Source organism: Samsonia erythrinae, assembly GCF_004342665.1.
GTDB classification, from domain to species: domain Bacteria; phylum Pseudomonadota; class Gammaproteobacteria; order Enterobacterales; family Enterobacteriaceae; genus Samsonia; species Samsonia erythrinae.
Genome location: NZ_SMBY01000005.1, coordinates 85,987 through 112,739, shown reverse-complemented (window position 1 = coordinate 112,739; position 26,753 = coordinate 85,987). Strand labels below are relative to the sequence as shown.

The window sequence follows — 26,753 nt, the reverse complement described above, 5'->3', positions numbered from 1 at the left end:
CATGCAGAGAATCACAAATTTTCGCGAACGGGCGAAAAAGCACGGGGAAATTGAGCGATATCAACATTTTTCAACTTATGGTGCGGCACTATCATTCACGCAGGTGAATGCAACGTCAAGCGATGGGCGTTGCGCTCCATGTTGTCTTACTTCCATTTTTTTGAATTACTGCATAGCACAATTGATTCACAACAAGCCGACAATTTGTCGGCTTTTTTTTACCCCGCACACCCAATCCCTGCTGTTTTGCTGCGAGGGAGGCGGCAAATAACATGCCGGTAACCCCTAACCAGCATGTCCCAACTTACGTTAGTCAGCCGTGTTTATTTGATCTCCAGCACGTCAAGCCGGGCGATTGACGGTGTGTCATCATCGTCTTCCGGCTGCCAACCAACAGGTTGCAGCGGTAGTTCTTCACGATCGAAGGCCAGATCGCCGCCATCGACCACGTCACCTCCGTGACGAATGCTTTTGAAATCAAACAGCGCATGATCGGCCAGGTGAGAAGGAACAACGTTCTGCATCGCGCTGAACATGGTCTCAATACGTCCGGGGTAGCGTTTGTCCCAGTCGCGCAGCATATCTTTAATAACCTGACGTTGCAGATTCGGCTGCGAACCGCACAGATTGCACGGAATAATCGGATATTGACGGGCTTGTGCAAAACGCTCGATATCTTTTTCACGGCAGTAAGCCAGCGGTCGGATGACCACATGCTTGCCGTCGTCACTCATCAGCTTCGGCGGCATACCTTTAAGCTTCCCGCCGTAGAACATATTCAGGAAAAGCGTCTGCAATATGTCATCGCGGTGATGACCGAGCGCGATTTTCGTCGCGCCTAGCTCCGTCGCCGTGCGGTATAAAATTCCACGGCGCAGGCGTGAACACAGGGAGCAGGTCGTTTTCCCTTCCGGGATCTTCTCTTTCACAATCCCGTAGGTGTTTTCTTCAACGATTTTGTATTCCACGCCGATACTGTCCAGATAGTTCGGCAGTACGTGTTCCGGGAAACCCGGCTGTTTCTGATCCAGGTTTACTGCGACCAGCGAAAAATTAACCGGCGCGCTTTGTTGCATATTGCGTAAAATTTCCAGCATGGTGAAGCTGTCTTTCCCGCCAGACAGACACACCATGATGCGATCGCCTTCTTCAATCATATTAAAGTCAGCGATGGCTTCACCGACGTTGCGGCGCAGGCGCTTTTGCAATTTGTTCAGGTTGTATTGCTGTTTTTGACTGATTTGTTGATTTTCTTGCATTTTATTTTGTTCCTACACCCATGAAGGGCACCAAAGGGGCAAAACGATTCACCGCGCGAGTTTCCGATTCAGCATGCCGACCTGATCTTCAGCATGGCTTTAATCTATTTTCGTCGACTTCAATACGCCGTTTGTGCGTTCTCATGTCCCCATTGGGTTAGCGATAGCGAAAAGTTTTCACCTGCCGGAAAACCAGCAAGCATAAGTATGTCGGGTATGGTACGGATTACAGCGACGAATACCAGATCGTTTTACCGCGGCCTTTGATTTTTATCGCGGTGTTGCCGACAGGAAATAGGCTAGATATAGTCTTAGTCTGAAAAGTCCGGACGGTAGGTTCCGCTGCGAAACGCGGCGTCCAATTGACTGTCCACACGATCAGAGGCCGAAATATGAAAGGGTTGTCATGGTTATGCACTGCTGCCGCGCTGCTGCTGGTAGGGTGTGGGAGTCATAATGAGCAAAGTGCGCTGGCCCAGCGGAGCGACAATAACAGTACCGTGGCGCAGTTGAAGAGCAGTTCGCCGATTGACGTCAACTGTATGTTGCTCGGCGGAACGATGGGGGTTTCCCGCCAGTTGGATGGCGCGAATGTCGGCGCCTGTCAACTGGCGAACGGAAAGCGCTGTAGCGAACAATCGCTGATGAATGGAACCTGTCCGGCGGGGTGAGTATTGCGGCAGTGTGCACTGCCGCAGCGCAGCGTTAACGCGTCACCAGATTGGCGCAGGGCACGTTCTGACTGATATCCTTCAGGTTTTGCAACGTCGTCTGGGAAATGCTGATTAACGCCTCTTCGGTCAGAAATGCCTGATGCCCGGTGAATAACACATTGTGACATGCGGATAAGCGACGGAAGACATCGTCCTGAATCACATCGTTGGATTTATCGGCAAAGAAGAGATCGCGTTCGTTTTCATACACATCCATGCCCAGCGCGCCGATTTTCTGCTGTTTTAGGGCATCAATGGCGGCCTGTGAGTCGATGAGTCCGCCACGGCTGGTATTGACGATCATTACGCCGTTTTTCATTTGCGCAAACGCCGCGCTATCCAGCAGATGGTGGTTTTCCGGCGTCAACGGGCAGTGTAAAGAAATCACGTCAGCGCTGGCGTACAGGGTTTTCAGATCAACGTACTCGGCGCCCAATTCCAACGCCTGCGGGTTTGGATAGGGGTCGAACGCCAGCAGCCGCATGCCGAAGCCTTTCAGGATACGCAGGGTGGCGATGCCGATTTTCCCCGTGCCGATAACTCCCGCCGTCCGCTTATGCATATTAAAGCCAATTAACCCTTCCAGAGAGAAATTCGCGTCGCGAGTACGTTGATAAGCGCGATGGATGCGGCGATTCAGCGTCAGCATCAGGCCGACGGCATGTTCGGCAACGGCTTCAGGAGAATACGCCGGCACGCGCACGACGCTGATCCCCAGTTCTTTGGCGGCGTCGAGATCGACATTGTTAAAGCCCGCGCAGCGCAGCGCCAGCGTGGTAACGCCAAGTTCCGCCAATTCGGTCAGGACCTCACGCCCACCGTCATCGTTCACAAAAATGCAAACGGCCTGGCTGCCCGCGGCCGTTTTTGCGGTGCGCGATGTTAGCATGAAATCAAAAAACTCCAGATCATAGCCAAACTGCTGATTGACCTGTTCCAGATATTTACGGTCATACTGCTTGGTGCTGTAAATTGCCAGTTTCATCGATGATTTCTCCGAAAAGTCTTTAACTAACGCTATCAGAAAATCGGACGCTGACAAACCGTTACCTGACTGACAGTCACGGTTTGAAAAGGGAGGATCGCCGCATAACGGCAGTTCGCGACGCAACGGCTGGAAAAATCAGACAACACGGCAGGAGAAGCGATAAAGAAAAGCGCGCCAGCAGGCGCACAATAAGTTTAGCCAAACAAAACAATATCAATGGCAAGGATGGTAATAATGATTCGTTATGCCGTCGCTAACTGGGACAGCTGCGCTTTGGCATCTTCGGTCGCTTTCTGTGCCACATCCGGGCCGTAGCCATAGCCTTCTGCGAACACGAATTCAATGTCGGTCAGGCCGAGGAAGCCGAGGAAGACACGCAGGTACGGTTCCAGCAGGTCGGTTGGCGTGCCTTTATGGATGCCGCCACGGCTGGTTAATACAATCGTGCGTTTCCCTTTCACCAATCCTTCCGGGCCTTGCTCGGTGTAACGGAAGGTCACGCCAGCGCGCGCAATCAGGTCAAAGTAGTTTTTCAACTGGGTAGGAATATTGAAGTTGTACATCGGCGCCGCGATGATGATGATGTCATGCGCCTGCAATTCGGCGATCAGATCGTCGGACAGTTTCAGCGCTTCCTGTTGGCGCGGGGTCAACGGGGCATCGGAAGGGCGCAAAGCGCCGACTAATTCGCCATCCAGTACGGGAATCGGTTGAGCAGCCAGATCGCGCACGGTGATCTTATCGTCAGGATGCGCGGACTGCCATTGCGCGGTGAAGTGGTCAGCCAGTTGGTTTGACTGAGAAAAACCTGCCAGAATACTTGATTTCAGAACCAATACGTTGCTCATTGCCAATTCCTTTAATGATGAAAGCGGGCGACACCTTTACGCCCTTTATTGCGTCACATCTTATGTGTCGTCAGGGAATGTGGAAAGTGCAAATATTCGAGGTCTTTATTCGATTTTCTTGAATAAGACAGTCTGATGCCATTAGAGCCGGTGTATGGCAATGTGCTACTATCCTCGACCTAAAAATTCCACGACCTGAAAATCCCTGCCTGCGCCATCAGGTTAGGGTAGGCGACGAAAATCGTCCCGGCAGAGAAAAAAGCAAAGTAGAGAAACGGCAGTTACCGTTAAGGAAGAGCAACGTGAAATCACCTCTCAGTGCATTGTCTACACAGTTAAGTGAGCTAATGCTTCGCGATCGGCAACGACTGCGCCGCCGCTTACAGGGCGCAGCGAAAGTCGACAGTCCGCAGGCGCAGGCGGCGATCGCGCAGGAGATTGAAGGAGAGATCGTTGCGGCGCGGCAAAAAGTCGCGAATCGTCGGGCTAGCTGTCCGGCGATCCACTACCCTGAACAGCTTCCCGTGAGCCAGAAGAAAGACGAGATACGGAATGCGCTGCGCGATAATCAGGTGATTATCGTGGCAGGCGAAACCGGATCGGGTAAGACCACTCAGTTGCCCAAAATTTGTCTTGAACTGGGGCGGGGCGTCCAAGGGCTGATTGGTCATACGCAGCCGCGTCGTCTGGCAGCCAGAACGGTGGCGGACCGTATTGCCGCCGAGCTGGAAACGCCGCTGGGCGGCTGCGTCGGCTATAAGGTGCGGTTTAACGACCGGGTTGGCGATAACACGCTGGTCAAACTGATGACGGACGGTATTCTGCTGGCGGAAATCCAGCAGGATCGCCTGTTAATGCAGTACGACACTCTGATCATTGATGAAGCGCACGAGCGCAGCCTGAACATTGACTTTATTTTGGGCTACCTGCGTCAGCTGTTGCCAAAGCGCCCTGATTTAAAAGTGATTATCACGTCGGCCACCATCGATCCGCAGCGTTTTTCCCGTCATTTCAGCAATGCGCCGATTATTGAGGTATCTGGCCGGACATATCCGGTCGATGTGCGCTATCGTCCGGTCGTGGAGGACGCTGACGACAGCGAGCGCGATCAGCTACAGGCGATTTTTGATGCGGTAGAAGAACTGACGCGCGAAGGACCGGGCGACATTCTGATCTTCATGAGCGGCGAACGTGAAATTCGCGATACGGCGGAAGCGTTGATGCGTCTGGATTTGCCGCACACCGAGATTTTACCGCTGTATGCGCGCTTATCGAATCAGGAACAGAACCGCGTCTTCCAGTCGCACCATGGTCGTCGCATCGTGCTGGCGACCAACGTGGCGGAAACGTCGCTGACCGTGCCGGGCATCCGCTATGTGATCGACCCGGGGACGGCGCGTATCAGCCGCTACAGCTTCCGCACCAAGGTGCAACGCTTGCCGATTGAGCCGATTTCACAGGCCTCGGCGAATCAGCGTAAAGGCCGCTGTGGCCGCGTCGCGGCCGGTGTGTGTATTCGGCTCTATTCCGAGCAGGATTTTCTGTCGCGACCCGAATTTACCGATCCTGAAATTCTGCGTACCAATCTGGCCTCCGTTATTCTGCAAATGACGTCGCTGGGGTTAGGCGATATTGCCGCGTTTCCGTTTGTTGAAGCGCCGGACAAACGCAATATTCAGGACGGTGTGCGCCTGTTGGAAGAGCTGGGGGCGATTCATCTGGCGGAGAACGGGCATTATCATCTGACGCCGCAAGGGCGGCAGTTGGCACAATTGCCGATCGACCCGCGTCTGGCGCGCATGGTGCTGGCGGCGAGTAAAATCGGCTGTGTGCGTGAAGTCATGGTGATCGTTTCCGCGCTGTCGATTCAGGACCCGCGCGAAAGGCCGTTGGATAAGAAGCAGGCATCGGATGAGAAACATCGCCGGTTTGCCGATAAAGACTCCGATTTTCTGGCCTTCGTCAACCTGTGGGATTATCTGCGCGAGCAGCAAAAGACGCTGTCTTCCAGCCAGTTCCGCCGCCAGTGCCGCACGGATTTCCTTAACTACCTGCGCGTGCGTGAATGGCAGGATATCTACACGCAGCTGCGTCAGGTGGTGAAAGAGCTGGGGCTGCCGGTAAACAGCGAGCCGGCCGATTATCTGAGTATTCACTGTTCGCTGTTGACCGGGCTGCTGTCGCACATCGGGCAGAAAGATATCGAAAAACAGGAGTTCAGCGGCGCGCGTAACACACGCTTTGCCATTTTTCCGGGTTCCGGGTTGTTTAAAAAACCACCGAAATGGGCGATGGTGGCGGAACTGGTGGAAACTAGCCGCCTGTGGGGACGTATTGCCGCGCGTATTGAGCCGGAGTGGATTGAGCCGCTGGCCCAGCATCTGATTAAACGCAGTTACAGCGATCCCCACTGGGAAAAAGCGCAAGGCACGGTGATGGCGCAGGAGAAGGTCACGCTGTTCGGATTGCCGATTGTCGCGGCGCGCAAGGTGAACTATAGCCAAATCGATCCGACGCTGGCGCGTGAGCTGTTTATCCGTCACGCGCTGGTCGACGGGGATTGGCAAACGCATCACGCTTTTTTCCGGGCCAACCTCAAACTGCTGGCAGAGGTGGAAGACTTAGAGCACAAGTCGCGCCGTCGTGACATTCTGGTCGACGACGAAACGCTGTTCGCCTTCTACGATGAGCGCCTGCCGCACGACATTATTTCCTCTCGCCATTTCGATAAGTGGTGGAAAACGGCGAGCCGGGGCAACGGCGACCTGCTGAATTTTGAAAAGAGCATGTTGATTAAAGACGGCGCGGAGCAGGTGAGCGCGCTGGACTACCCGAACTTCTGGCATCAGGGCAGTCTGAAACTGCGTCTGTCCTATCAGTTTGAACCGGGGGCGGATGCGGATGGCGTCACGGTACACATTCCGCTGCCGATCCTCAATCAGGTGCGTGACGAGGGCTTCGAGTGGCAAATTCCCGGTGTGCGTCGTGAACTGGTGATCGCGCTGATTAAATCGTTGCCCAAACCGTTACGCCGTAACTTTGTTCCTGCGCCGAACTACGCGGAGGCCTTTCTGGCGCGAACGTCGCCGTTAGAAAAGGGATTGCTGGATGCGTTGGAACGCGAGTTGCGGCTGATGACGGGCGTGACGGTGCCGCGCGAGGCGTGGCAATGGGATTTGGTGCCCGATCATCTGAAAATCACGTTCCGGGTGGTGGATGAAAAGCAGCGGGGGCTGCGGGAAGGTAAGGATCTCAACGCGCTGAAAGCGCAGCTCAAGGATAAGGTGCAGCAAACGCTGTCGTCGGTGGCGGATGACGGACTGGAACAGCGCGGTCTGCACGTTTGGAGCTTCGGTTCCCTGCCGGATTGCTATGAGCAGAAGCGCGGCGGTTATTCCGTGAAAGCCTATCCCGCGTTGGTGGATGAGAAAGATAGCGTGGCGATCCGCCTGTTTGATACGCCGCACCAGCAGCAGCAGGCTATGCGGCAGGGCTTGCGTCGACTATTGTTGTTGACGATCCCATCGCCGATTAAATATCTGCATGAAAAGCTGCCGAACAAGGCGAAGCTCGGCCTCTATTTTAACCCGTATGGCAAAGTGCTGGAGCTCATTGATGACTGTATCGCCTGTGCGGTAGACAAGCTGATTGAATCTTCCGGCGGCGTGGTATGGCAGGAAGCGGCCTTTCACCAACTGCATGAAAAGGTCCGTGCGGAGCTGAACGATACGGTGGTTGATATCGCCAAACAGGTTGAACAGATCCTGACCGTGGTCTTTAGCATCAACAAACGCCTGAAAGGGCGGGTCGATATGGCGATGGCGCTGGCGTTAAGCGACATCAAGAACCAACTGAACGGGCTGGTTTTTCGCGGTTTTGTCACCGAAAATGGCTGGCGTCGTTTACCGGACGTGCTGCGCTATTTACACGCGATCGAGCGACGTCTGGAAAAACTGGCGCAGGATGCCCATCGTGACAGAGCGCAAATGCTGAAGATTGAACAGGTACAGCAGGCGTGGCGGCAATGGTGGAATAAACTGCCTGTGGAACGGCATGATGACGATGACGTGAAGGCGGTGCGCTGGATGATCGAGGAGTTACGCGTAAGCTATTTCGCCCAGCAGTTGGGAACGCCTTTTCCGATTTCGGATAAGCGCGTGTTGCAGGCGATGGAGCAGGCGGAAGCGTAACGTCCTCTTGTGGTATCAGGTCGGCGATGGCGGTTGTTTTAATGCCAGATACGCCGATCTGATGGCCTCCTCACCATACTGCTGTTCCAGACGCTTGATGGTGAAGTGACCTTTCGCCATGTTTTGGTAGTGGTGAATGAAAAGGGTATTTATCGCGGCGCCGCTTGCCGCGCCAATGACCGGGACAATCTGCGCGGCCATTTTTTCCGTCATAGTCACCCCAAGCCGCATGGCGACGGCATCAATCAGTTTCGCCAGCGTTTTCCCCGCGTGTGAGGTGCTCATCCTGGCAGACGCTTTGCCCGCGCTTTTTTTGCCGGCGATGCCGATCAATTCACGTGTGGCATGTTTGGTAATGTCTGCAAGGACAGCACGTGATGCATAGTAGGCGGAATCCGCGGCGTCATCGCTTTCTTGTGTGCCGCCAAGGGCGAACACTTCCACGCAGGCGGCTTTAACGGACATATCAGAAAGGGCAAACCCTTCGCTGCGGGCGGTATCGGCCACTGAACGCATCATGATGGTAGTGCTGATGGGGAGTTCGACCAGCAAGCCCGCGGCACCAAAGAAACCGCTGACCGCACCGGACGCGGCGACGGCCAGTTTATGTGTTTTGGGGGAGGCGGGCCGCGCAGGGGCATCGTCCAGCGTATAGAGCGCCGCATCTACCGCTTTGTAAAGCGCCGAGTGCACGACATCCTGTATTTTGTTTTTCACCATGGTCGGTAGTCTGGATAAGCTCCACTCAATCGGCTTGCCCACCAGATTTGCGGCCTGTATGGCAAAAGAGGGCGCTTCCAACAGCGCGATGGCATTTTTGATGGCAATTTCATCCTGCGAAGTAAGAAGAGTCATTCGCGTTCCTCATCGATGGGCAATCTGCCTGTTTTCAGGCGAGGCTAGGTAGCAATACGTGACGAGTGCGCGGCTAGCCAGAGGGAGAAATTCTCTGGCAGAATAGGGCGGGAGAAATAATACCCCTGCACTTCGTTGCAACCAAAACGTGTCAGATGTTCAAGCGTTTCCTTGTTTTCAACGCCTTCCGCCAGCACAGTGTAATTCAGTTTGTGCAGCATGCCGATCGCCGACGCCACAATAACCCGGCTATTGTGGTCGGTTTTGATATCTTTAATCAGCGACTTATCCAGCTTTATCATCGTCGCGGGAATATTGCGCAGATAGCTTAAGTTGCTGTATCCCGAACCGAAATCATCAAGCGCAATCGTGAAGCCGAGCTGCTTGAGCGCCAGCATCGTGGCGGATGTTTCTGAGCTCTCAATAATCTTCTGCGTTTCGACGCACTCCAGGTCAACATCCTGTGGGGTCAGCCCATCACCTTCCAAAATCGCCATGATCCGCGGGATGAAATCACTTTCGGCAAAATTACTGACGGCGATATTAACCGATACCGGGAACGTTAGCCCCGTTTGACGCCACGCCTTAACCTGGCTCGCCGATTGCCGGATGACCCATTCGGTTAACGGTCGCATCAGCGTCGTTCCTTCCGCCAACGGAATAAACTGGTCGGGATAAATTTCACCCAGCGTGGGGTGACGCCAGCGAATCAGCGCTTCGGCGCCGGTGATGGTGTGCGTCGTGAGACTTAACTTCGGCTGATACACCAGATAGAGACCCGGTTTGTTGTTCTGTATCACATCGGCCAGCTCATTAAGCAGGGTAAAGGCCAACTGCTGTGCTTTATCCGCCTCATGATCATAGGCGGAATGGCGGATGTTCCGGGTGATGGCGACGCGCAGTGCGCTCATCGCTTCCCGCAGAATACGTTGTGGGTCGTTGGCGGGGATCTGAAATTCGGTGTAGCCGGTGAAAAGCTCCAGCTTAAGCGGAATATGGCTGGAAATACTTTCATGGATGCGATCGGCACAGGCGTCGAGTTCCGCCAGCGCCTGTTCTTTTTTATCTGACTTGACTAATAGCGCGAAGCGTCCGACAGCGACGCTATAAATACTGCTTGTTGCGCTTAAACTCAGACGCAGAAAAACGCCTATATCTTTTAGCAAACCTTCGACGGTCGGCATGCCCAGCGCACACCCCATTTCATAAGCGTAAGAAATCTCAATGGTATCAATCAAAATAAGCAGATAGTTTTCATGAATATCCGTAATGTGACTGATATCGTAAATCAGGCGCTGGCGGTTAGCTAATAGCGTCACGCCATCAATCAGCCCGATATTATTACGGTACTCCATTAATATCATCGCGATGGAGGCTAAATCACGTAATAGCCGTAATTGGATTTTACTGAGCGTGCGAGGAACATAATCGATAACGCAAAGTGTACCGATGGAATACCCTTCTTTGGTTTTCAGCGGTACGCCGGCATAAAAACGCATAAAGGGTTCACCGGTAACGAAAGGGCTGTTTTTAAAGCGCGCATCTTGTTTTGCGTCGGGGCAGACAAAGTCTCGACCTGTCTCTATGGTAAAGTGATCGAAGGTGCCGATTTTATCGATATCATCCAGAGGGAAACAGGTTTTTGCTTTAATGTGCAGCGTTTTCGGGCCCGTCAGGGTGATGAGCGCTGTCGGCGTACTCAGTAGCTGACAGGCCATGTTGGTGAGTTTATGCAGGACTTCATCCTGATAGGCGTCGGTTTTCTGTAGCTCGTCGAGAATCTGCATGCGTTTTTCTTCATCATGACTCAAATGTTTTAACATGTAGACTCTTCCTTTTCGCAAAAATAATCGCGATAACAGCTATTTAAATTAATGGCGACACATTAGTATAGCGGCTAAAAAATAAGGTGGCTTATTATATCACGCTCATCTTTTAGCTATAAACCAACGTATTTTCTCCTTAGCGAGGGTTGGTGTTAAAAAATAGCGCGTTGGAAAGGCGCGGCTGCAAATGAAAGTATAATTATAAAGCAGCATTTTTCAGAAGAAATAAATGAAATTTGAATAATTTTGACATCCGCGTTGGGATGTCATGAAACAGAAATTAGCGTATATCGCGGATAAAATTATAACATACATTTTTAATGCCATATTCAGATGAAAAACGTTAGGCGATACGTTAAGTACGCTCGCCTGACGGAAGAAGCGAAATTCATGGTGACTTAGCGTCGTTTTGCCATGCTCTCCAACTGCTGGCGAATGGCAGTAACGGCGACGGCGCGGTTATCCGCGCGATCGCGCGCGCTGGCCTCTGGCGCTGAGCTTTGAATCCCCATGAGCACCCAGCCTGATGTCAGGTTCATCATGAGCGGAGAACCGCTGTCGCCCGGCAATGTGTCGCACTGATGCGCCATAACCGCGGAGTGAACCCAGCCCGTGATCACACAATTCTGATGACGATAGAGCCTGTCCTGATGATCTTCCGGATAACCTGCCTGCGTCACGCGTTGGTCGTTTTCCCTTAATGTCTTTATCAAGTCCTGACGGCTTCCCTGCCATATCGGGAGCGGGCGAATACCCGGCGGCGTTTGTTGCAGACGAATCAGCGCATAATCCAGTGGCGCCGCCGAAGGCGGAACGATCCATCCCTCTCCGTCAGCTTTCAATTTCCGGGCGAGTTTTTTATTCGTCAGCGCTTCAATTTCTGTTGTTTCATAGCGCCAACCGTCCGCTGTCGCCAGAAAGCGTAACGCGACGGGGGGATCGATCTCGCCCTTTGGCGGCATAACCACGCAGTGTCCCGCGGTGAGCGCCAAATGGGGCGAAATGAGTGTCGCGGTACAGAGGTTGCCGCTGGCGGTTTCCAACTGGCCGATAGCCTGCCACGGCCAGCTCGCGGCGTCAGGGACGGCATCCCGATCGTCGTGATTGAAAAATAATATTTGTTGTTGCGTGGCGATATCTGACGGGGTGGTCGTTGCCCAACTTAACGAAGCGATAAAGGGTAATGAACATAACAACCAGGCTGATATGCGCATGTAATGAGTCAACCTTATGGTAAAAGTCAGCAACGTGAGTGAACGCATTGATTCAAACGTAATGCGTTAAGCGAATTATAGATGTAAATCACGGGGGTTGTTGCCTGAAGAGTAAAGGGATGGCCCCTGATAGGGATGACCTCCGCAACTGCCTAGAGGAAAAAAATCAGGGTGATAAGTCCACAGAGCAAAACAAGGGATAACGTAATTTCAAATGAGTAACGACGTATCATTATCCCGTACCCCATGAAATAAACACCCGGTAAACCGGGTGTTTTGAGGGTAACCCCATTGGGGAACCCGTAGAGTCATGTGATGAAACCGCGGTCGCCGATGGGGGCCGCTTTCCCGTAAGGGGAGACAGCGTACTTACGCCGCTGGCGGGGTGGTTTCAGGCTTAGCCGTTTTCGCCTTTTTCACGTGTTTTTTTGCCGCTTGCGCTTTCTGCTCCGTTGCGGGTTTGGCTTTTTTCACGTGTTTCTTGGCCGCCTGCGCTTTTTGTTCCGCCGCCGGTTTGGCTTTCTTCACGTGTTTTTTGGCCGCCTGTGCTTTTTGTTCCGTAGCCGGTTTGGCTTTATCCCCCATTTTTTTATGGTGATGGGCTTTAGCCGGAGCGGACGTTGTGGCCGCTGAAGCCTGAGCGGGCATGCTGGTTACGGTATCTGCGGCAAAGGCTACAGAGGACAGACCCAGAGCCGCACCCGCGATCATAACTAATACTTTATTCATCATCTTTTCCTCATTTCTCATTCACGTTTCGTGACCCTCAGTTGGGCCGGTGAGATGAGAATAAGAAAAACCGATCGTGGCTTCAGTGAGTGATTGGTTTCGGCATGTAACCGAATGTACAAGCCGGAAGCGATTGAAAGAGGACGGCGGGATAACCGCCGTCGTGGCTAGCGCAATGCCGCGGTAGTGGTTGTCGCTGTTTTTACCGGCCAGGAGAAACGGAAGCGGGCGCCGCCGAGCGGACTGTCATCCACGCTTACGCGGCCTTCGTAAGCGCGGGCGATAGCATGGACGATCGCCAGCCCCAGTCCGCAGCCTCCGCTACTGTTCTCCATTCCTGCCTCCAGACGAATAAACGGCTCAAAGACACGTTCCCGGTTTTCGGGGGCAATGCCGGGGCCGTCATCTTCGACTTGCAGACAGGCCAAATTGTCAGCTCTGGATGTCAAACTGATGTGCAGGCGCGTATGGCAGAAGCGCAGACCGTTGCCGATCAGGTTATTCAAAACCCGTTCCATCAGTCGCAGATCGAGCGCGCCGATCTGCGCCGTATGGGGCATCTCCAGCGAGATGTGTTTATCCGGGTGGATCAGACGGAAATCATCCACCTTTGCCTGCAACCACGAGGGAATATCAATATCGGCAAGATGCAATGCCACCTGAGGACGGTCGAGCCTGGCATAGGTTAGCAGTTCGTCAATCAAGGCTTCGAGTTGACCAATATCCCGGTTTAACGCCTGCTGTTCGTCTTCCGTCAGATTGTCGCTCATGGCCAGCCGGTAGCGCAGCCTGACCAGCGGTGTTCGCAGTTCGTGTGCAATACTGTCGATTAACTGCTTTTTACTGTTGATCAACTGATTCAGATTATCCGCCATCCGGTTAAATGCGACGCCCAGTCGGAACAGACTCGACGTGTTATCGAAATGGATACGTTCTTCCAGATGACCATCACCCAGACGCTGCGCGGCGTGTTCCAGCTTTAACATTGCTTGCCAGTGCGGCCGCATCCACAGAAAAACCGGCAATGCCAACGATAACCCGATAAGGATCACGAGCAGTAGATCCAGTAGCCGCATTTCGTGTAGGAAGAACAGATAGGGAATCGGGCCGACGGCAAGCACATAATGACTGCGGGGAATGCGTTGGATAAAGGTGTACTCGTCATCCAGCGCAATGATTTCACCCTGATTCAGCCGCTGTCTATCTCTGGGGTTCAGCGCGTATTTACTCACCGGCTCGATGTGCAATTTAAACGACAGGTTCAAATCGAGCTGACTGATGGTTTTGTGCCAGTCACGGGGGGGGATCGCGCGCAGTTCGTTACGAATGAGGTATAACGAACTTTTCATCAGGTCATCCATAGACTGACGCCCGGCGCGTTCGGCCGTCACTTTGTAAACCAGCCCAACCAGTAGCGTCATGACGACAAAACAGGCGAACAGTAACAGAAAAAACTGCACGAACAGCTTTCTCATGGCGTAACGCTCTCCCAGGTATTCGGCGCGAAGAGGTAGCCTTTGTTACGCACGGTTTTGATGCGGAACGGCTCCAGCGGGTTGTCGTAGAGTTTTTTCCGCAGGCGGGAAATCGCCACATCGATACTGCGATCCATACCGTCATAGCTGACGCCGCGCAGATTTTTCAACAGCGCGTCGCGATCCATGATGTGACCGGCATGTGTCGCTAGCTGCCAAAGGAGATCGAAATCGGCGGTGGATAAGACGATATGTTCTTGCCCTAAGGTGACCTCCCGGTTTACCGGGTCAATACAGAGCAGACCAAAGTGCAGTGGTTTATGGACCTGCAACGCGGTGTGCGTTACGCTTTCCGCCGTCGCGTGCGGCGCAGCGGCGTATTGTCGCAAATGCAGGCGCAGACGGGCGAGTAACACGGCAGGCGGCGTGGTTTTCAATATGTAATCATCGGCGCCCATTTCCAGCGACAAAATATGGTTCATATCGCTGTCCAGCGAGGTCAGCAGCACAATCGGGCCGCGGTATTGTGGCCGCAATTCCTGACAAATCGTCATGCCGTCTTTACCGGGCAGCATGATATCCAACAGCACGAGATCGGGCTGATGCTGTTCAATAAAAGCTAATGCCCGATCGCCCCGAGCTTCAACCTGAACATCAATGTCATGCTTGCCGAGGTAGGCTGCGATCAGTTTTCCAACCTCGCTATCATCTTCGATAAAAACAATCTTATGCATGGTCTTTACGTTATCCCCATCTCACTGCGGGTAGCATAGCCTCATGAACGGGGATAAACGAGAAATGAAGCGTAAATGGGTGTTAAGCGTTTGTTTGCAGGTCTGAATTCGGTAAGCGGCGGCGTCCTTTTTGGCGCGACGCTAGCGCAAAGCCCGTCCGCCATCGACGCCCAGCGTTTTTCCGGTCATGTAGCGGCTGCTGAGTAAATACTCCACCAGCCTGACAATCTCCTCTTCACCGGGCGCAATTTTCATTAATGACTTCTCAAGGGCCTGTTGGCGATACGCGTCGTCATCCTGTTCTTTAAACAGAATTAAGCCGGGCGCAATGGCGTTTACCTTCACCTCCGGCGCCAGCTTGCGGGCAAAGGATCGCGTCATGTTATCCAGCGCCGCTTTGCTGGCGGCATACGCGATATGTTTCTCACTGCCTTTTTCCACGACGTAATCCGTCAGATGAATAATGTCTGCGCCTGCGATGCCTTGCCCACGCAGACAGGGCTCCAGCAATTGGTTGAGCAAATAGGGCGTATAAACATGAATTTGCAGCATATCGGCCAGCGTTTGCTCTGGCGGAGTGGTCGGCGTCTCCGGTTCCCAGCGGCTGGCGTTATGAATCATTGCGCGCAGCCGCGGCGTGAGCGACCGGATCTGTTCAGCGAAGGCATAGATGTTTTCCGTCGTGGAAAAATCGGCGGCCAAACAGATTGCGCCCGCCTGACGTAATGCGTCCAGTTCGGTATAAGGGGTACGATAGCTGAGTATCACCGGAATCGACCGAGCCAGAAATGAACGGGCCAACGCCAGCCCGATACGTCGGGCTCCGCCGGTAATGAGCACGGGAGCGGAAGAAAAAGTTGTCACGATGAGATCTCCTCAACACGCGGGTCAAAAGGTGGCAAACCGTGACAATATACCTGAATTTTTCTGCATACTCGCCATACTTCAGGCGGCATGTACAAGACGTTGCCTGACCACTTTGGATGACTGACTCGAACAGGGGGGAGCGGCATTGCCGTCGCGCCCTGCGTGTGGCAAGGCGTCGGATTGAACGCAGACAAATGGCTGTCTGCGCGCTTTAACATGCCATGCCGTGCAGCGCGGGCACGGCATGGCGGGTGAGATTCGTTATGCGGAACGCGCGGTGGTCGCCTCAATTGCCTGCGCCAACGAGCCGTAGAAGCTGAGCTTCCCTTGGATCGGATGCACTTTCGCCCGCGCCAGCGTTTTGAGCGGTTGGAAAGGGATATCGGTGATGATGAGCTGCTTGCCTTCGGGCAGCGTTTCGCTAAAGCGCAGGAACGCATTTAATCCGCCGGCATCCAGTACCGGTACGGCATCCCACTGTAAGATGATGTTTTGATAACCTTCGCTGCGTACCGTCAGATCGTTAAAGATGCGCTCTGCCGCGGCGAAAAACAGTGGGCCGTTAACCCGTAAAACCAGGTGGTCGGGTATTTTGGTGTCCGGCAGCTCGCTCAACCGCGTCATTTGCGCGATACGGCGCATAAAGAGCAACGAGGCCAGGACGATACCCACGGTAATGGCGATAACCATGTCAAACAGGACGGTCAGCGACATGCAAAGCAGCATCACGATGATATCGTCTTTCGGCCCGTGGCGGAGCAGGTCGACAACTTTATGCGCTTCGCTCATGTTCCAGGCGACGATCAGCAGCAGTGAGGCCATCGCGGCTAACGGCAGATAAGACAGCCATGGGGCCAGTATCAGCAGAGCCAGCAGCACCAACAGCGCATGGATAACGGCGGAGATCGGCGAGCTTGCTCCGGCCCGCACGTTCGCGGCCGAGCGGGCGATCGCGGCGGTGGCGGTAATGCCGCCAAAGAACGGTGCGATGATGTTGCCAAAACCTTGTCCCACCAGTTCCGCGTTGGAGTGGTGCTTTTTACCCGTCATACCGTCCAGCACGACGGCGCACAGCAGCGATTCAATCGCGCCCAGCATGGCCATAGAAAATGCCGCGGGCAGCAGAGCTGAAATGCTGTGCCAATCCAGCGCCATGGTTTTCCCCTCAGGTGACGGGATATTCCACGGCAAAACGAGCTGCGGCAGGATGGGCGGGATACCCTGTCCCTGTGAGCCATCGGCCAGCATATAGCTGAAACGGGAGCCGATGGTCGCCACATTCTCACCAAACAGCGACATGATCCCCATCACGGCGACCCCCGCCAGCAGCGCGGGCAGATGACCGGGCAGGCGAATGCCCAGCCTCGGCCAGAAGATTAAGACCAGCAGCGTTGTTGCGCCAATCAGCGTATCGGCCAGGTGCAGAGTAGGCAGGGATTGCGCCAGCGCCGCGACTTTCTCGACGTAGTGCTCAGGCACTACCGCCATTTGCAAGCCGAAAAAATCTTTGATTTGCATAGTTCCGATGGTGATGGCGATCCCAGAGGTAAACCCCAGCGTCACCGAGAGCGGAATGTATTCAATCAGGCGACCGAAGCGGCAAACGCCCATCAGCAGTAAAAACACGCCGGAAAGTAAGGTGGCCACCAGCAGGCCGGATAGCCCGAACTGCTGCGACACCGGATAGAGAATGACGACGAACGCCGCAGTCGGCCCCGATACGCTGAAGCGCGATCCGCCGCTCACGGCAATGACGATCCCGGCGATGGCCGAGGTATACAATCCGTACTGCGGGGGAACGCCACTGGCGATCGCCAGCGCCATCGCCAGTGGAATAGCGATAATGCCAACGGTGATGCCGGCGATAATGTCATGGGTGAAACGTTGCAGTGTATATTTTTCGCGCCAGCATGCGTCAATTAGTGCGCTGAACGGCCTGATGCCGTTAATTCCGTGCGTTTTCATCTAAACAGAAACCAAAGTAAGGAAGCAAATGGACATGGCGGGCCTGGCGGTCCGTCGAAGACGCTCATACGATACGCCGGACGCGCTCAGAAGATCCAGAGATACATCAAGATAAGTTGAAGTCAGGCGGGCCGATACGATAAAGATCGCGTCGGTGAAGAACATTCGCACGGCGGTAACGTCAAATTTGCGGGAAACCCGGTGATGGCGTTCCCAGCAGAACGCCTGGCACCGGGTCTCCCGATTCTGTCACGATGAGGTTGTCATCAAATGTTATTACAACATGATGGTAATCAGATAGGCGGCAAAGAGCGCCAGATGCGCGCTGCCGCTTAACACGTTGGTTCTACCCGTCGAGAACGTAATGTGGCACAGCACCAGAACAGACAGCATCACGACAATATGGGGCATATCCAGACCGAAGTTCAGCGTATGACCTGTCATCATGGCGATGATGGTGACGGTTGGCACCGTGAGTGAAATCGTCGCCAGCACCGATCCGAAGAACAGATTCATGGCGCGCTGTACCTGATTTTTCAGGACGGCGCGGATCGCTCCCAGCCCTTCAGGCGAGAGAATCAATAGCGCGACCAGAAAGCCCGTAAACTGCGTCGGCGCATACATTTCAGTCAACAACGTTTCCAGCGTGACGGAATTCATCTTGGTCACAGCGATAACGGCAATCAGGTGAATCAGAAGCCAGCCCGTGTGCCAAAGCGAACTGTGGGCGGATGGCTTACCGTGATGTGGATCGTCACCCTCATCCTCGTGTTCATAAACAAACAAACTTTGGTGAGTACGGGTCTGAATCAACAGGAAAACGCCATACATCGCTGCGGAAATGGCGGCAACGATCAGGGACTGAGTGAGGCTGAAGTTGCCGCCCGGCAACGCGCTGGGAAAAACCAGTACGATCACGGCCAACGGGAAGATCGCCATCAGATACTGCTTGATGCCGCTCAGGTTTACGTACTGCGTGGCGAACTTGCGACCGCCAAGCAAGAGGGCGAAGCCGACCAGGCCACCGGTCACAATCACGATAACGGAATAGAGCGTATCGCGCATCAGGTCCGGGCCCGCGTCGCCGGTCGCCATCAGCGCTGAAATCAGGCTGACTTCAAGAATGACGACGGAGAGGCTAAGAATAAGTGAACCGTAGGGCTCGCCAAGGCGGTGTGCAAGCACATCGGCATGGCGTACCACGCTGAATGCGCTGAAAAGGATCCCCGCTAATGCAACGGCATTGATGGCGAGAATTGCGATAAGATCTTGTGAGTTACCCCACATATAAAGTATGGCGAGCGCAATAACGGGAAAAATAAGCGAGTATTCATGATGGCGAGTCTTGGCCACCTCAGCATGAGACTTCATTGCGGGCGTTCTCCTTATCCAGAGGATAAAAAAATGAAAATATCCCCGTTATAATTGAGCCGGCCTATTTTCTGCTCAAATTATTTCGGGCACAAACAAGTAATAAAGAAAAAAGTTACCAGAAAGTAGTTATAGCGTCATAAAACGCACAGAATGATAACATATCGTTGCATTCGTCGAGGGAATTTACGGATTTTTACGCATTGAGATAAAATCGGCATCAACGGGGAGAATTTGCAGCTATTCTCCCTATTGCAATGATTTTGAAATGTATTTTCAATGGCTACTGATCGGGATTGTCCATGATATCGTGGCGTTTATGATGATAATCCTCCTCATTTAGCCCTTCTCGCCAATAAGGTACGGCATACACCTGATTTCGTTCACAACCGCGTTCCCGGCGAACATGGCGACGGAGTTGAACGACGATGCGATCTTCACCGGCTAACCAGTAAAATGCTCCATCGGCAGCGGGTAGCGTCTGAAAACGGTGCAACAAGGCATCGGTGACGTCCGTTCCGCCGACGATCCAGTGCAGCTGGAAGCGGGGCGGCGTAACGATATCGAGCTTATCAGCATGGCTGTCGACACGGATCACTGCATGTCCTTGAGTCTCTGCCGGCAGGTGTTCCAGCAGCGCGGCGATCGCGGGGAGAGATGACGGGTCGCCTGCCAGATAATAAGTCGCTGCCGGGGGGAGCATCGGGTACGGGCCACCAGGCTGCGAAAGTCCCACCCAGTCGCCGGGTTTGGCCTGCCGTGCGAACGTGACGGCCGGCCCGGCATGGTCATGCAGCGCGAACACCATATCGAGCTCCGCCTCCTCTGGGCGCAATGCCCGCACGCTATAGGTTCGGACAATAGGGCGCGCCTCGCCCGCCGGCCATATCGGCCCCCGTTCGCCGATGACCGGCAAGATGGGCTTTTGCTGCCCGGCTTGCGGAAGAAAGAGTTTGATATGGGCGCCATACCGCTCGGCTGGATAATCGCGCAGGGCATCGTGATGAAAAGTCATGCAGCGTAAATGGGGGGAAAGGTCGTGGATACGTTTAACCTGAACCCAAACAGGCTGGCGCGGCGTTGCCATTTCATGTCTCCGAGGATAGTCAATTCCAGAACAGGGCAGGACTATAACATGAAGTGATAACCATTATCATTTCATGCGCTAACATTCGCCCTGCGGATGATATCGCTATACCGCAGCGGAGCTGGCCTGCGGTTGTGGGTATCGGGCGTGCGTTCTATCTGCTGCAACGTGGTCGATTGGTGTGAGTTAAGCGCTGAATATTGCGTACTGTCAACACATGAAACATTGTCATAACCTTTTTCAGTTTTTGTGACCATTATCAACCTTGCTTGTGAAGCGATAAATGCATAACCTCACTCCTATCATGGCATAAACTCAGGCGGATGAAATAGTTAGGCTTGAGAGAAAGGATACCGCCCTGATGGTCGGTAATAAGAGGGGGCGTCGTAAGAGAGCGCCATTTTAGCGAGTCATGTTGGGGGAAGCTGTGTTAACACGCGATTTTTTGCAAAAAGCGGATTGCAGAACCTCTTTTGGTTCCATCGACGAGACGCTGCTGCTCACGCCGCAGCAGCGTGCGGATTCGCTGGAACGGACACTGGCGCGACGGCCAGCCGGTGGTGCTGTCTGGGTATTCGGTTATGGTTCACTAATGTGGAACCCGGTTTTTGACGCTGAAGAGGTCTGTCTGGCGACGTTGACTGGCTGGCAGCGGGCCTTTTGCTTACGTCTGACCGTGGGGCGTGGCACGGCCTCGCAGCCGGGCAGAATGCTGGCGTTGAAGCCCGGAGGGCAAACGACGGGGCTGGCTTTCCGTTTGCAAACGGACTCATTGCGAGAAGATCTGGAACTGCTGTGGAAGCGGGAAATGATGACGGGCTGCTATCGTCCGCTCTGGTGCGAGCTACAGCGGAAAAACGGCGCACCGCTGACGGCGCTGGTGTTTGTTTCCGAGCCCGAACATCCCCTGAACGAACAAGATACCTGTATCCAGAGCGTCGCGCCGTTGATTGCCCGCGCCAGCGGTCCGCTCGGCACCAATGCGCAATATCTGTTTGCGCTGGAACAAGAGCTAAAGAATCACAATACGGAAGATAAAAACGTGAGCGAACTGGCCCAGCGGGTGCGTTTCCTACAGCAGTCCTGTTTTTCGTCCACACTTCCCGGGCAATAAGCCAGACATTGAGGTGGACGGCCATTCGCCGTCCACCCCGCAGTGGCGCAACATGCCGCATTACCAGCCGACGCCGACCCCCATGGTATAGAGAGTGTCGTCAACATCTCCCTGATCGCTTTCGATACGGGTCCGAGAGACTTTCATACTCATGGAGGACCAGTCGGTCAGCTTAAAGCGTAATCCGGCTTCTGCCTTCAGATACAGCGGCGTCGTCGCATCGAAAGATCGCCCTAATTCACCGTTGGTGAAAGCCTCAACCGATTTACTGAACAAATAGCGGTTATAGGCCCATTTCATCCCGCCGGAGTAGAAGTTGTCTTCGCCTTGATCGCGATAAACAAACGTTTGGGAGTTGACCAGCGATGTCAGCGAGAACGCGCCCAGATCGTTATCCCAGAACTGATAGCCGGGACCCAGACCGAATGAGCGGTTAATTTTAATGCTTTCGATCCAGTCGCGTTTGTACTGATAACGTCCCTGCCAGAACCAGTTTTCATCAACAAATTTATCCAACGCATATTCGCCCGCCGCATTCTTGGTGCTCTCGACATTATCCTCTTTCGCCAGATGATAACTGGCATCAAGGTTGTGTCTCCAGGTGCCATGACGCGCCTTGGTATCCAACGAAACATCGTAATTATCGGTTTCCGTCGAGCTTTTCTTGTGCGACATGCCGGCGTCGATGTTGCCTTTCCAGGCGAAATCCGTCACCAGCGGCTTTTGCGCCACGATCGAGGTAATTTCGGAAAGCGGCAACGTTTGCGGACCCGCCGCCTCGGCAGACAGCGACGGCGTTGCGACGATAGCGCGATTTTCGCCTGCTTTAATCGCCGGGTAGAGAACCCCTTCCTGATAACGTTCGCCCTGGATGACCAGAGCGTGGTCGGTTTCAAAGGTTTTGACTTTATCCCAGGAAACCGCGACGGTTCCGGCATAGTCGGTGTTGATAAAAAGCTTTCCGCCGTCGAGCAGCGTGATTTTCCCGGTGAGCTGATCACCGTTGGTTAGCCAAATCGTGTCAGCGCGGCTCTGCGTAATGCCTGCGGAGAGGGCAATGATCAGACTGAGGGAAGAGATTGCGTGTTTGGATAGTGTCATTTTGCCAGATAAACAGTAGTGACATACATTGAAATGTCCGTCAGAGACGTACAGCCGAGAATCAAGAACCGGAGTGATCCGGAGCGGGAAACATTAACAGGAATCGTAATGATGCTCTACCCGAAAAAGGTGATTGATTAGAATGTAAATAATTATAAAAGTTGCCATTGATGATTAATGGCTATAACGCGATGTTGGTCACATTTTTCATGCGCAGGGAAGGGGGATGTCATGCGGTAACCTCTGGCCTGAACCCGTTTCAGACCAGAGGAACCTGAAGAGACGCTATGCCGTGCTCTGCGTGTGCTTCGCCGTATTTTTGGTTAAAAAACGCGTGGTAAGGAACTGTCTTACGCGTAAAACAATACGTTCCTGAAACAGAACGCACAGGATGACGGTTGATACCAGAAACAGGAGATATCCCGTTATCGACAACTGTACCTGACCCGCCGCGGCAATACATTGGTCCCAATCGCTGAGGCAGGCTGTCGGGTTGCCGCGCACCAGCTGTTCCAGCGTGCGGAACAGGTTAAACAGCGGGACGTGCAGCGCAAAGATAGAAAGCGACGCCGCGCCGAGCCGCGGTGACCAGTGGCGTAGCCACTCGCTGTCAGGCTCGCGCGCCAGCGCGCTCAGACAGACTAAGCCCACCTGCGCCGGCAGCAATAAGCCGTTGTGCAGCAGGAAATACCAATAGGCCTCACCTTTTGTAAACAGCCAGGTCGCCACCAGAAAATTAGCGCCGATAAAGAGCGCCACCGCGTAACGCTGGCCTCTGCTCAGCGGCTGGCGATTTTCATTTCGGTAATGGCGGAACAGCGCGTAGCCCAGGATCCCGGCCAGAAACTCGGGTAAGCGAAAAATAGGCCCACGCTGTAATAGTCCGGTATAGGGCATGCCGAACTGTTGTTGCCAGATAACCCAAATCGGCGGCAGCAGATACAGCAGGCAGATGATCCCCATCCATAACCAGGGGTGGCGGCTTCTCAACAGACGCGGCGCAAGCAGTGGAAACGTCAGGTAGAAAAAGAACAGCGTAGAAAGCGACCACAGCGGGGCGTTGAACGTCAGAAAGTAAGGGTTCCACGCCTGCAACATCAGCACCTGCAATAACCCGTTGAACGCCAACTGTGTATTTGTCATGTAGTGACGCAGCGTTTCGGGATCCGCGGCGGGGTCATTGGTATCATAAATGACGAAACGCGCACTGGCGACCTGTCCTTCCGGCGGTACAGCCAGCCATTGCATTAGCGTCACGACGGCAATGGAAGACAGGAGGGCGATAATATGAATGGGGTAAAGATTAAAGAAGCGTTTGGCCCAGAATTGACGGGCCGGCTCACGCAGACGCCCATCTTTGATATACACATGCGCCAGCAAAAAGCCGGACAGGACGAAGAACGTACTGGTGGCGAAAAATCCCATGCTGGTGAGCTCGCTTAAAAAAGGAATGCGCTCGCGCTGGGGATAAACGTGCACGGTGTGATAAATCATCACATAGCAACCGAGCAAAAATCGTAACCACTCCAGGCCGATAAATCGCTCTTTGCTAACTTTTTTCATGTTGTTCCTCAACGTTAAACTCGGTGTAAAAGCCGTAAATTGCGATTACAGACTAGTTTAGACGAGAGAAACCTCACATTAATTAGGATAATGGCTATAAATGCCGTCGCTGTTTAGTCACCGTTTAAATTTGGCGGAGAATAGGTGATATTTTCGCCAGCGGCGGCGTCATTCTCGCTCACCCGAAATCCCGGACGGAAGGGCGCCGGAGCGCCTTATCCGTACCGCCGACAAGCGCGATGTTGTCTGACGTCGGTTAAATGACCTTTTCTTGTAATACCCAAACGGCAGCCTCAACCCGCGATTTCAGCTTCATTTTTTTCAGCAGATGTTTGACGTGAACCTTAACCGTACTTTCGGTGATCGTGAGCTTGCGGGCGATGACCTTATTGGACAAACCCTGCGCCAACAGTTTCAGAATATCGCGCTCGCGCGGCGTAAGCTGTTGAATATCACGGTCGCTGCTGTGGCGACTTTCACGCAGGCTGGCGGCCAGAATTGGCGTTAATGTTTCGCTCAGCACCATTTTTCCTGACGCCGCCTGATGCAGCGCGGCCAGTAAATCTTCTGGCTCCATATCTTTAAGCAGATAGCCATCGGCGCCGTTTTTGAGCGCATTGACAACATCATCTTCATGGTTGGACACGCTGAACACCACAATCCGGCCAGACAGCGATTTTTCGCGCAGGCGATTCAACGTTTCCAAACCATTCATGCCGGGCATGTTCAAATCGAGCAGAATCAAATCCGGATCTAACTGCTCCGCCAGCTCAACCCCCTGTTCGCCATGGCTTGCTTCGCCGGCCACCTGCAATTCCGGGTCCATGCTGATCAGTTGTTTAACGCCATTTCGCAACATGGGATGGTCGTCAATCAGCAATAAGGTGGCGGCATCTTCGTTAATCATGTGTTTCTCCTGTTAATGGCAACCGGTGATGGTATTCGGAAAGGAAACTGACATTGACTTCAGTGCCTCCCGATGGCCGGCGTCGAACAATGCATTCGCCGTGCAAGCCTCGTGCACGGTCGCGCATAATAATAAGTCCATAGTGGTTGGCGCGGCTGACATCGTCAGGAATACCGATACCGTTATCGGTCACGCTGAGTTCGATGTAGCCCTGACGCAATTGCAGGGCGATCGCGACCTGGGTCGCCTGTGCGTGTTTATAAATATTACTTAACGCTTCACGCACGATTTGCAAAATATGGATGCCCTGATGAGCGGATACCGACTGCGGCGGTAAACGGTAATCTAATTCGATGGCATAGCCCAGACGTTTGCTGAATTCATCGACGGAGGCCCGTAATGCCGCGAGTAAACCGGACTCAGAGAGTTTCAGTCGGAACGTCGTCAGCAGTTCACGCAATTGACGGTAAGCGGTGTTCAGTTCTTCCCGCATTTCCGTCAGCAACTGCTGCGCGCTGGGCGACAGTTCGCCGCCCTGCATTTGCAGACAGCTCACCTGAATTTTCAGGCAAGAGAGAGACTGTGCGATGGAGTCATGCAATTCGCGGGCAATGGTGGCACGTTCCTCCATGAGCATCAATTGCTGTTGATGATGGGATTGGCGTTCCAGCGCCAGCGTTGTGGTCAACTGTTCCAGTAACGTGTTCAGCAATTGGTTCTGATCGCGGCTCAGCGTGGTGTTGTCCGGAAGCGTGGCAAGCACCATGCCATATTGTCCATGTTTGTCGTGCAGATCCCAGCAGTGCGGCTCGCCCGGCATTTCTTCCGGTTTTCTCTGCATACCGCAGCTCTGACAACGGGTGTCCGGACAGCGTGCCGGCTGCGGCTGGCTGCTATCGCTAAATTGATGAAATTGCTCCTGATTATTATCTTCATACAGCCGCAGTTGAATATTGCGTAGCGGCGTCAGTTCAGGCAGCTCGTTGAGGATCGGCATCAACCGACTGCACAACGGCGCCCCGGTATGCAGATGTCGGCTGGCGCGATAAAGAAAAGAGAGGAGCTCGTTTTTCTTTTGCAGATCGGCCGTTTTTTCGGCCACGCGCTGTTCCAGTTCGTGGTACATGGCGGAAAGCTCGTCCGTCATGCTGTTCAGTACCTGGCCCAGCGTGCTCATTTCGTCTTGACCGTGAATGGTCACCCGCTGGGTAAAATCCCCCCGGCCAATCGCTTTGGTCATCGAAACCAGATGTCGCCATGGCGTTAACAGGCGGCGTCGCAGGTAAAAGAACGTCGTCACCAGCAGGATAACCATGATGCCGATGAAAATACGCTGCACCTGCGTGACCATCATCAGGCGTTGCTCGGTTTTCTGGTCGATCGCGGAAACCAGATCGTCCAACTGGGTGACGAAACGCGCCACGTCTGCCGACGCGTCGTTAGGATGCGCCGCCTGTCGCAGGTGGGGTTGCAGGCTCTCCAGCCAGAAAATCCGCAGCGTGTTGAACTGTTCGCTGAGCCCCTCCCGGCGTACAGCCTGCTGTAAATCACTGCTGATTTCATCCTGTTCCAACTCGTGCAGGTAAATGTCATGTCCGGCAGAGAGCGGCACCATCGACAGCAGACGGTAGCTTTGCATACGCAGTGAGCCGGCTTTATTAATGGCGTGCGCATTCCCTTGAATGCTTTGAGACATCCAACTGGAAATCGACATACCCGCAATGCCGAGCAGGCCTAACAGCAACATTAACAGCGCGACCTGATTGACGAGCGATAGCGGCAGCAGGAAACGTTTCAACATATAAAACAACCTCTGCTAGAGGAGTAGAAAATCAGTACCGGGAAGGATAATCCTTGTTGGCATTTTTCCCGATCGCACACGATAACCCCATACCCACTAGTGAGTACCACCAAATATCCGACCCGTAAAAGTGATGAGGAAGGAGA

20 protein-coding genes and 1 pseudogene are annotated in these 26,753 nt (G+C 53.7%); 3 read left to right on the top strand and 18 right to left on the bottom strand.

The genetic code is table 11. The annotated features are described in order from the left end of the window. Nucleotides 1-323 precede the first annotated feature (323 nt). Together ttcA and EDC54_RS18250 are read right to left on the bottom strand one after the other, a co-directional pair. A complete protein-coding gene (ttcA, locus tag EDC54_RS10195; protein WP_132455805.1) occupies nt 324-1,259 on the bottom strand; it encodes a tRNA 2-thiocytidine(32) synthetase TtcA in 936 nt (311 codons plus the stop codon). Between the two features lie 122 nt (nt 1,260-1,381). Beyond that, a pseudogene (locus EDC54_RS18250) lies at nt 1,382-1,520 on the bottom strand (site-specific integrase); the annotation flags it as partial. Nucleotides 1,521-1,651: 131 nt separating this feature from the next. Here EDC54_RS18250 and EDC54_RS10190 point away from each other — a divergent pair. Beyond that, a complete protein-coding gene (locus tag EDC54_RS10190) occupies nt 1,652-1,930 on the top strand; it encodes a putative hemolysin (RefSeq protein WP_132455803.1) in 279 nt (92 codons plus the stop codon). Between the two features lie 34 nt (nt 1,931-1,964). On the opposite strand, the gene EDC54_RS10185 is transcribed toward EDC54_RS10190, so the two are convergent. Both EDC54_RS10185 and EDC54_RS10175 read right to left on the bottom strand, forming a co-directional pair. Then, a complete protein-coding gene (locus EDC54_RS10185; protein ID WP_132455801.1) occupies nt 1,965-2,957 on the bottom strand; it encodes a 2-hydroxyacid dehydrogenase in 993 nt (330 codons plus the stop codon). Nucleotides 2,958-3,202: 245 nt separating this feature from the next. Continuing rightward, entirely contained in the window at nt 3,203-3,808 is a 606-nt protein-coding gene (locus EDC54_RS10175; protein ID WP_132455799.1) for an FMN-dependent NADH-azoreductase, read from the bottom strand. 302 nt (nt 3,809-4,110) lie between these two features. Between EDC54_RS10175 and hrpA the strand changes: the two genes are divergently transcribed. Next, on the top strand, nt 4,111-7,998 hold the full coding sequence (gene hrpA / locus EDC54_RS10170) for an ATP-dependent RNA helicase HrpA (RefSeq protein WP_132455797.1): 3,888 nt from the start codon (nt 4,111-4,113) through the stop codon (nt 7,996-7,998). A 15-nt stretch (nt 7,999-8,013) separates the two neighbouring features. Here hrpA and EDC54_RS10165 read toward each other — a convergent pair whose 3' ends face one another. From EDC54_RS10165 to EDC54_RS10120, 10 genes are all read right to left on the bottom strand, one after another. Next, on the bottom strand, nt 8,014-8,853 hold the full coding sequence (locus EDC54_RS10165) for an EcsC family protein (RefSeq protein WP_132455795.1): 840 nt from the start codon (nt 8,851-8,853) through the stop codon (nt 8,014-8,016). 44 nt (nt 8,854-8,897) lie between these two features. Beyond that, nucleotides 8,898-10,676 carry a sensor domain-containing phosphodiesterase gene (locus EDC54_RS10160; RefSeq protein WP_132455793.1) on the bottom strand — a complete coding sequence of 593 codons (1,779 nt, stop codon included), beginning with the start codon at nt 10,674-10,676 and terminating at the stop codon, nt 8,898-8,900. Nucleotides 10,677-11,077: 401 nt separating this feature from the next. Further along, a complete protein-coding gene (locus EDC54_RS10155; RefSeq protein WP_132455791.1) occupies nt 11,078-11,893 on the bottom strand; it encodes a trypsin-like serine peptidase in 816 nt (271 codons plus the stop codon). A gap of 369 nt (nt 11,894-12,262) precedes the next feature. Further along, on the bottom strand, nt 12,263-12,622 hold the full coding sequence (gene asr, locus EDC54_RS10150; RefSeq protein ID WP_132455789.1) for an acid resistance repetitive basic protein Asr: 360 nt from the start codon (nt 12,620-12,622) through the stop codon (nt 12,263-12,265). Between the two features lie 167 nt (nt 12,623-12,789). Beyond that, a complete protein-coding gene (gene rstB / locus EDC54_RS10145; protein WP_132455787.1) occupies nt 12,790-14,097 on the bottom strand; it encodes a two-component system sensor histidine kinase RstB in 1,308 nt (435 codons plus the stop codon). Continuing rightward, entirely contained in the window at nt 14,094-14,831 is a 738-nt protein-coding gene (rstA, locus tag EDC54_RS10140) for a two-component system response regulator RstA (RefSeq protein WP_132455785.1), read from the bottom strand. Before rstA ends, rstB begins: the two co-directional genes overlap by 4 nt. Nucleotides 14,832-14,972: 141 nt before the next feature. After that, the gene (gene folM, locus EDC54_RS10135; RefSeq protein WP_132455783.1) at nt 14,973-15,695 is read right to left on the bottom strand and encodes a dihydromonapterin reductase; all 723 of its coding nucleotides are present in this window, start codon (nt 15,693-15,695) and stop codon (nt 14,973-14,975) included. Nucleotides 15,696-15,959: 264 nt separating this feature from the next. Then, nucleotides 15,960-17,663 carry a C4-dicarboxylic acid transporter DauA gene (dauA, locus tag EDC54_RS10130; protein ID WP_132455781.1) on the bottom strand — a complete coding sequence of 568 codons (1,704 nt, stop codon included), beginning with the start codon at nt 17,661-17,663 and terminating at the stop codon, nt 15,960-15,962. A gap of 276 nt (nt 17,664-17,939) precedes the next feature. Beyond that, nucleotides 17,940-19,034 (bottom strand): sodium-potassium/proton antiporter ChaA, encoded by a 1,095-nt coding sequence (chaA, locus tag EDC54_RS10125; protein ID WP_132455779.1) that lies wholly within the window; start codon nt 19,032-19,034, stop codon nt 17,940-17,942. A 283-nt stretch (nt 19,035-19,317) separates the two neighbouring features. After that, nucleotides 19,318-20,121, bottom strand: coding sequence for a siderophore-interacting protein (locus tag EDC54_RS10120; RefSeq protein ID WP_132455777.1), 804 nt, complete (start codon nt 20,119-20,121; stop codon nt 19,318-19,320). 427 nt (nt 20,122-20,548) lie between these two features. Here EDC54_RS10120 and EDC54_RS10115 point away from each other — a divergent pair, with 427 nt between their 5' ends. Further along, nucleotides 20,549-21,235, top strand: a complete 687-nt coding sequence (locus tag EDC54_RS10115; protein WP_132455775.1) for a gamma-glutamylcyclotransferase — start codon at nt 20,549-20,551, stop codon at nt 21,233-21,235. 60 nt (nt 21,236-21,295) lie between these two features. Here the strand turns inward: EDC54_RS10115 and EDC54_RS10110 are convergent, their stop codons facing one another. The 4 genes from EDC54_RS10110 to narX form a co-directional block, all read right to left on the bottom strand. Continuing rightward, nucleotides 21,296-22,336, bottom strand: coding sequence for a DUF481 domain-containing protein (locus EDC54_RS10110; RefSeq protein ID WP_132455773.1), 1,041 nt, complete (start codon nt 22,334-22,336; stop codon nt 21,296-21,298). Nucleotides 22,337-22,621: 285 nt separating this feature from the next. Beyond that, on the bottom strand, nt 22,622-23,899 hold the full coding sequence (locus tag EDC54_RS10105) for an acyltransferase family protein (protein WP_132455771.1): 1,278 nt from the start codon (nt 23,897-23,899) through the stop codon (nt 22,622-22,624). Nucleotides 23,900-24,155: 256 nt separating this feature from the next. Next, entirely contained in the window at nt 24,156-24,806 is a 651-nt protein-coding gene (narL, locus tag EDC54_RS10100) for a two-component system response regulator NarL (RefSeq protein ID WP_010276892.1), read from the bottom strand. Further along, entirely contained in the window at nt 24,799-26,607 is a 1,809-nt protein-coding gene (gene narX, locus EDC54_RS10095; RefSeq protein ID WP_132455769.1) for a nitrate/nitrite two-component system sensor histidine kinase NarX, read from the bottom strand. The genes narL and narX overlap by 8 nt, the downstream gene beginning before the upstream one ends. Between the last annotated feature and the right edge of the window lie 146 nt (nt 26,608-26,753).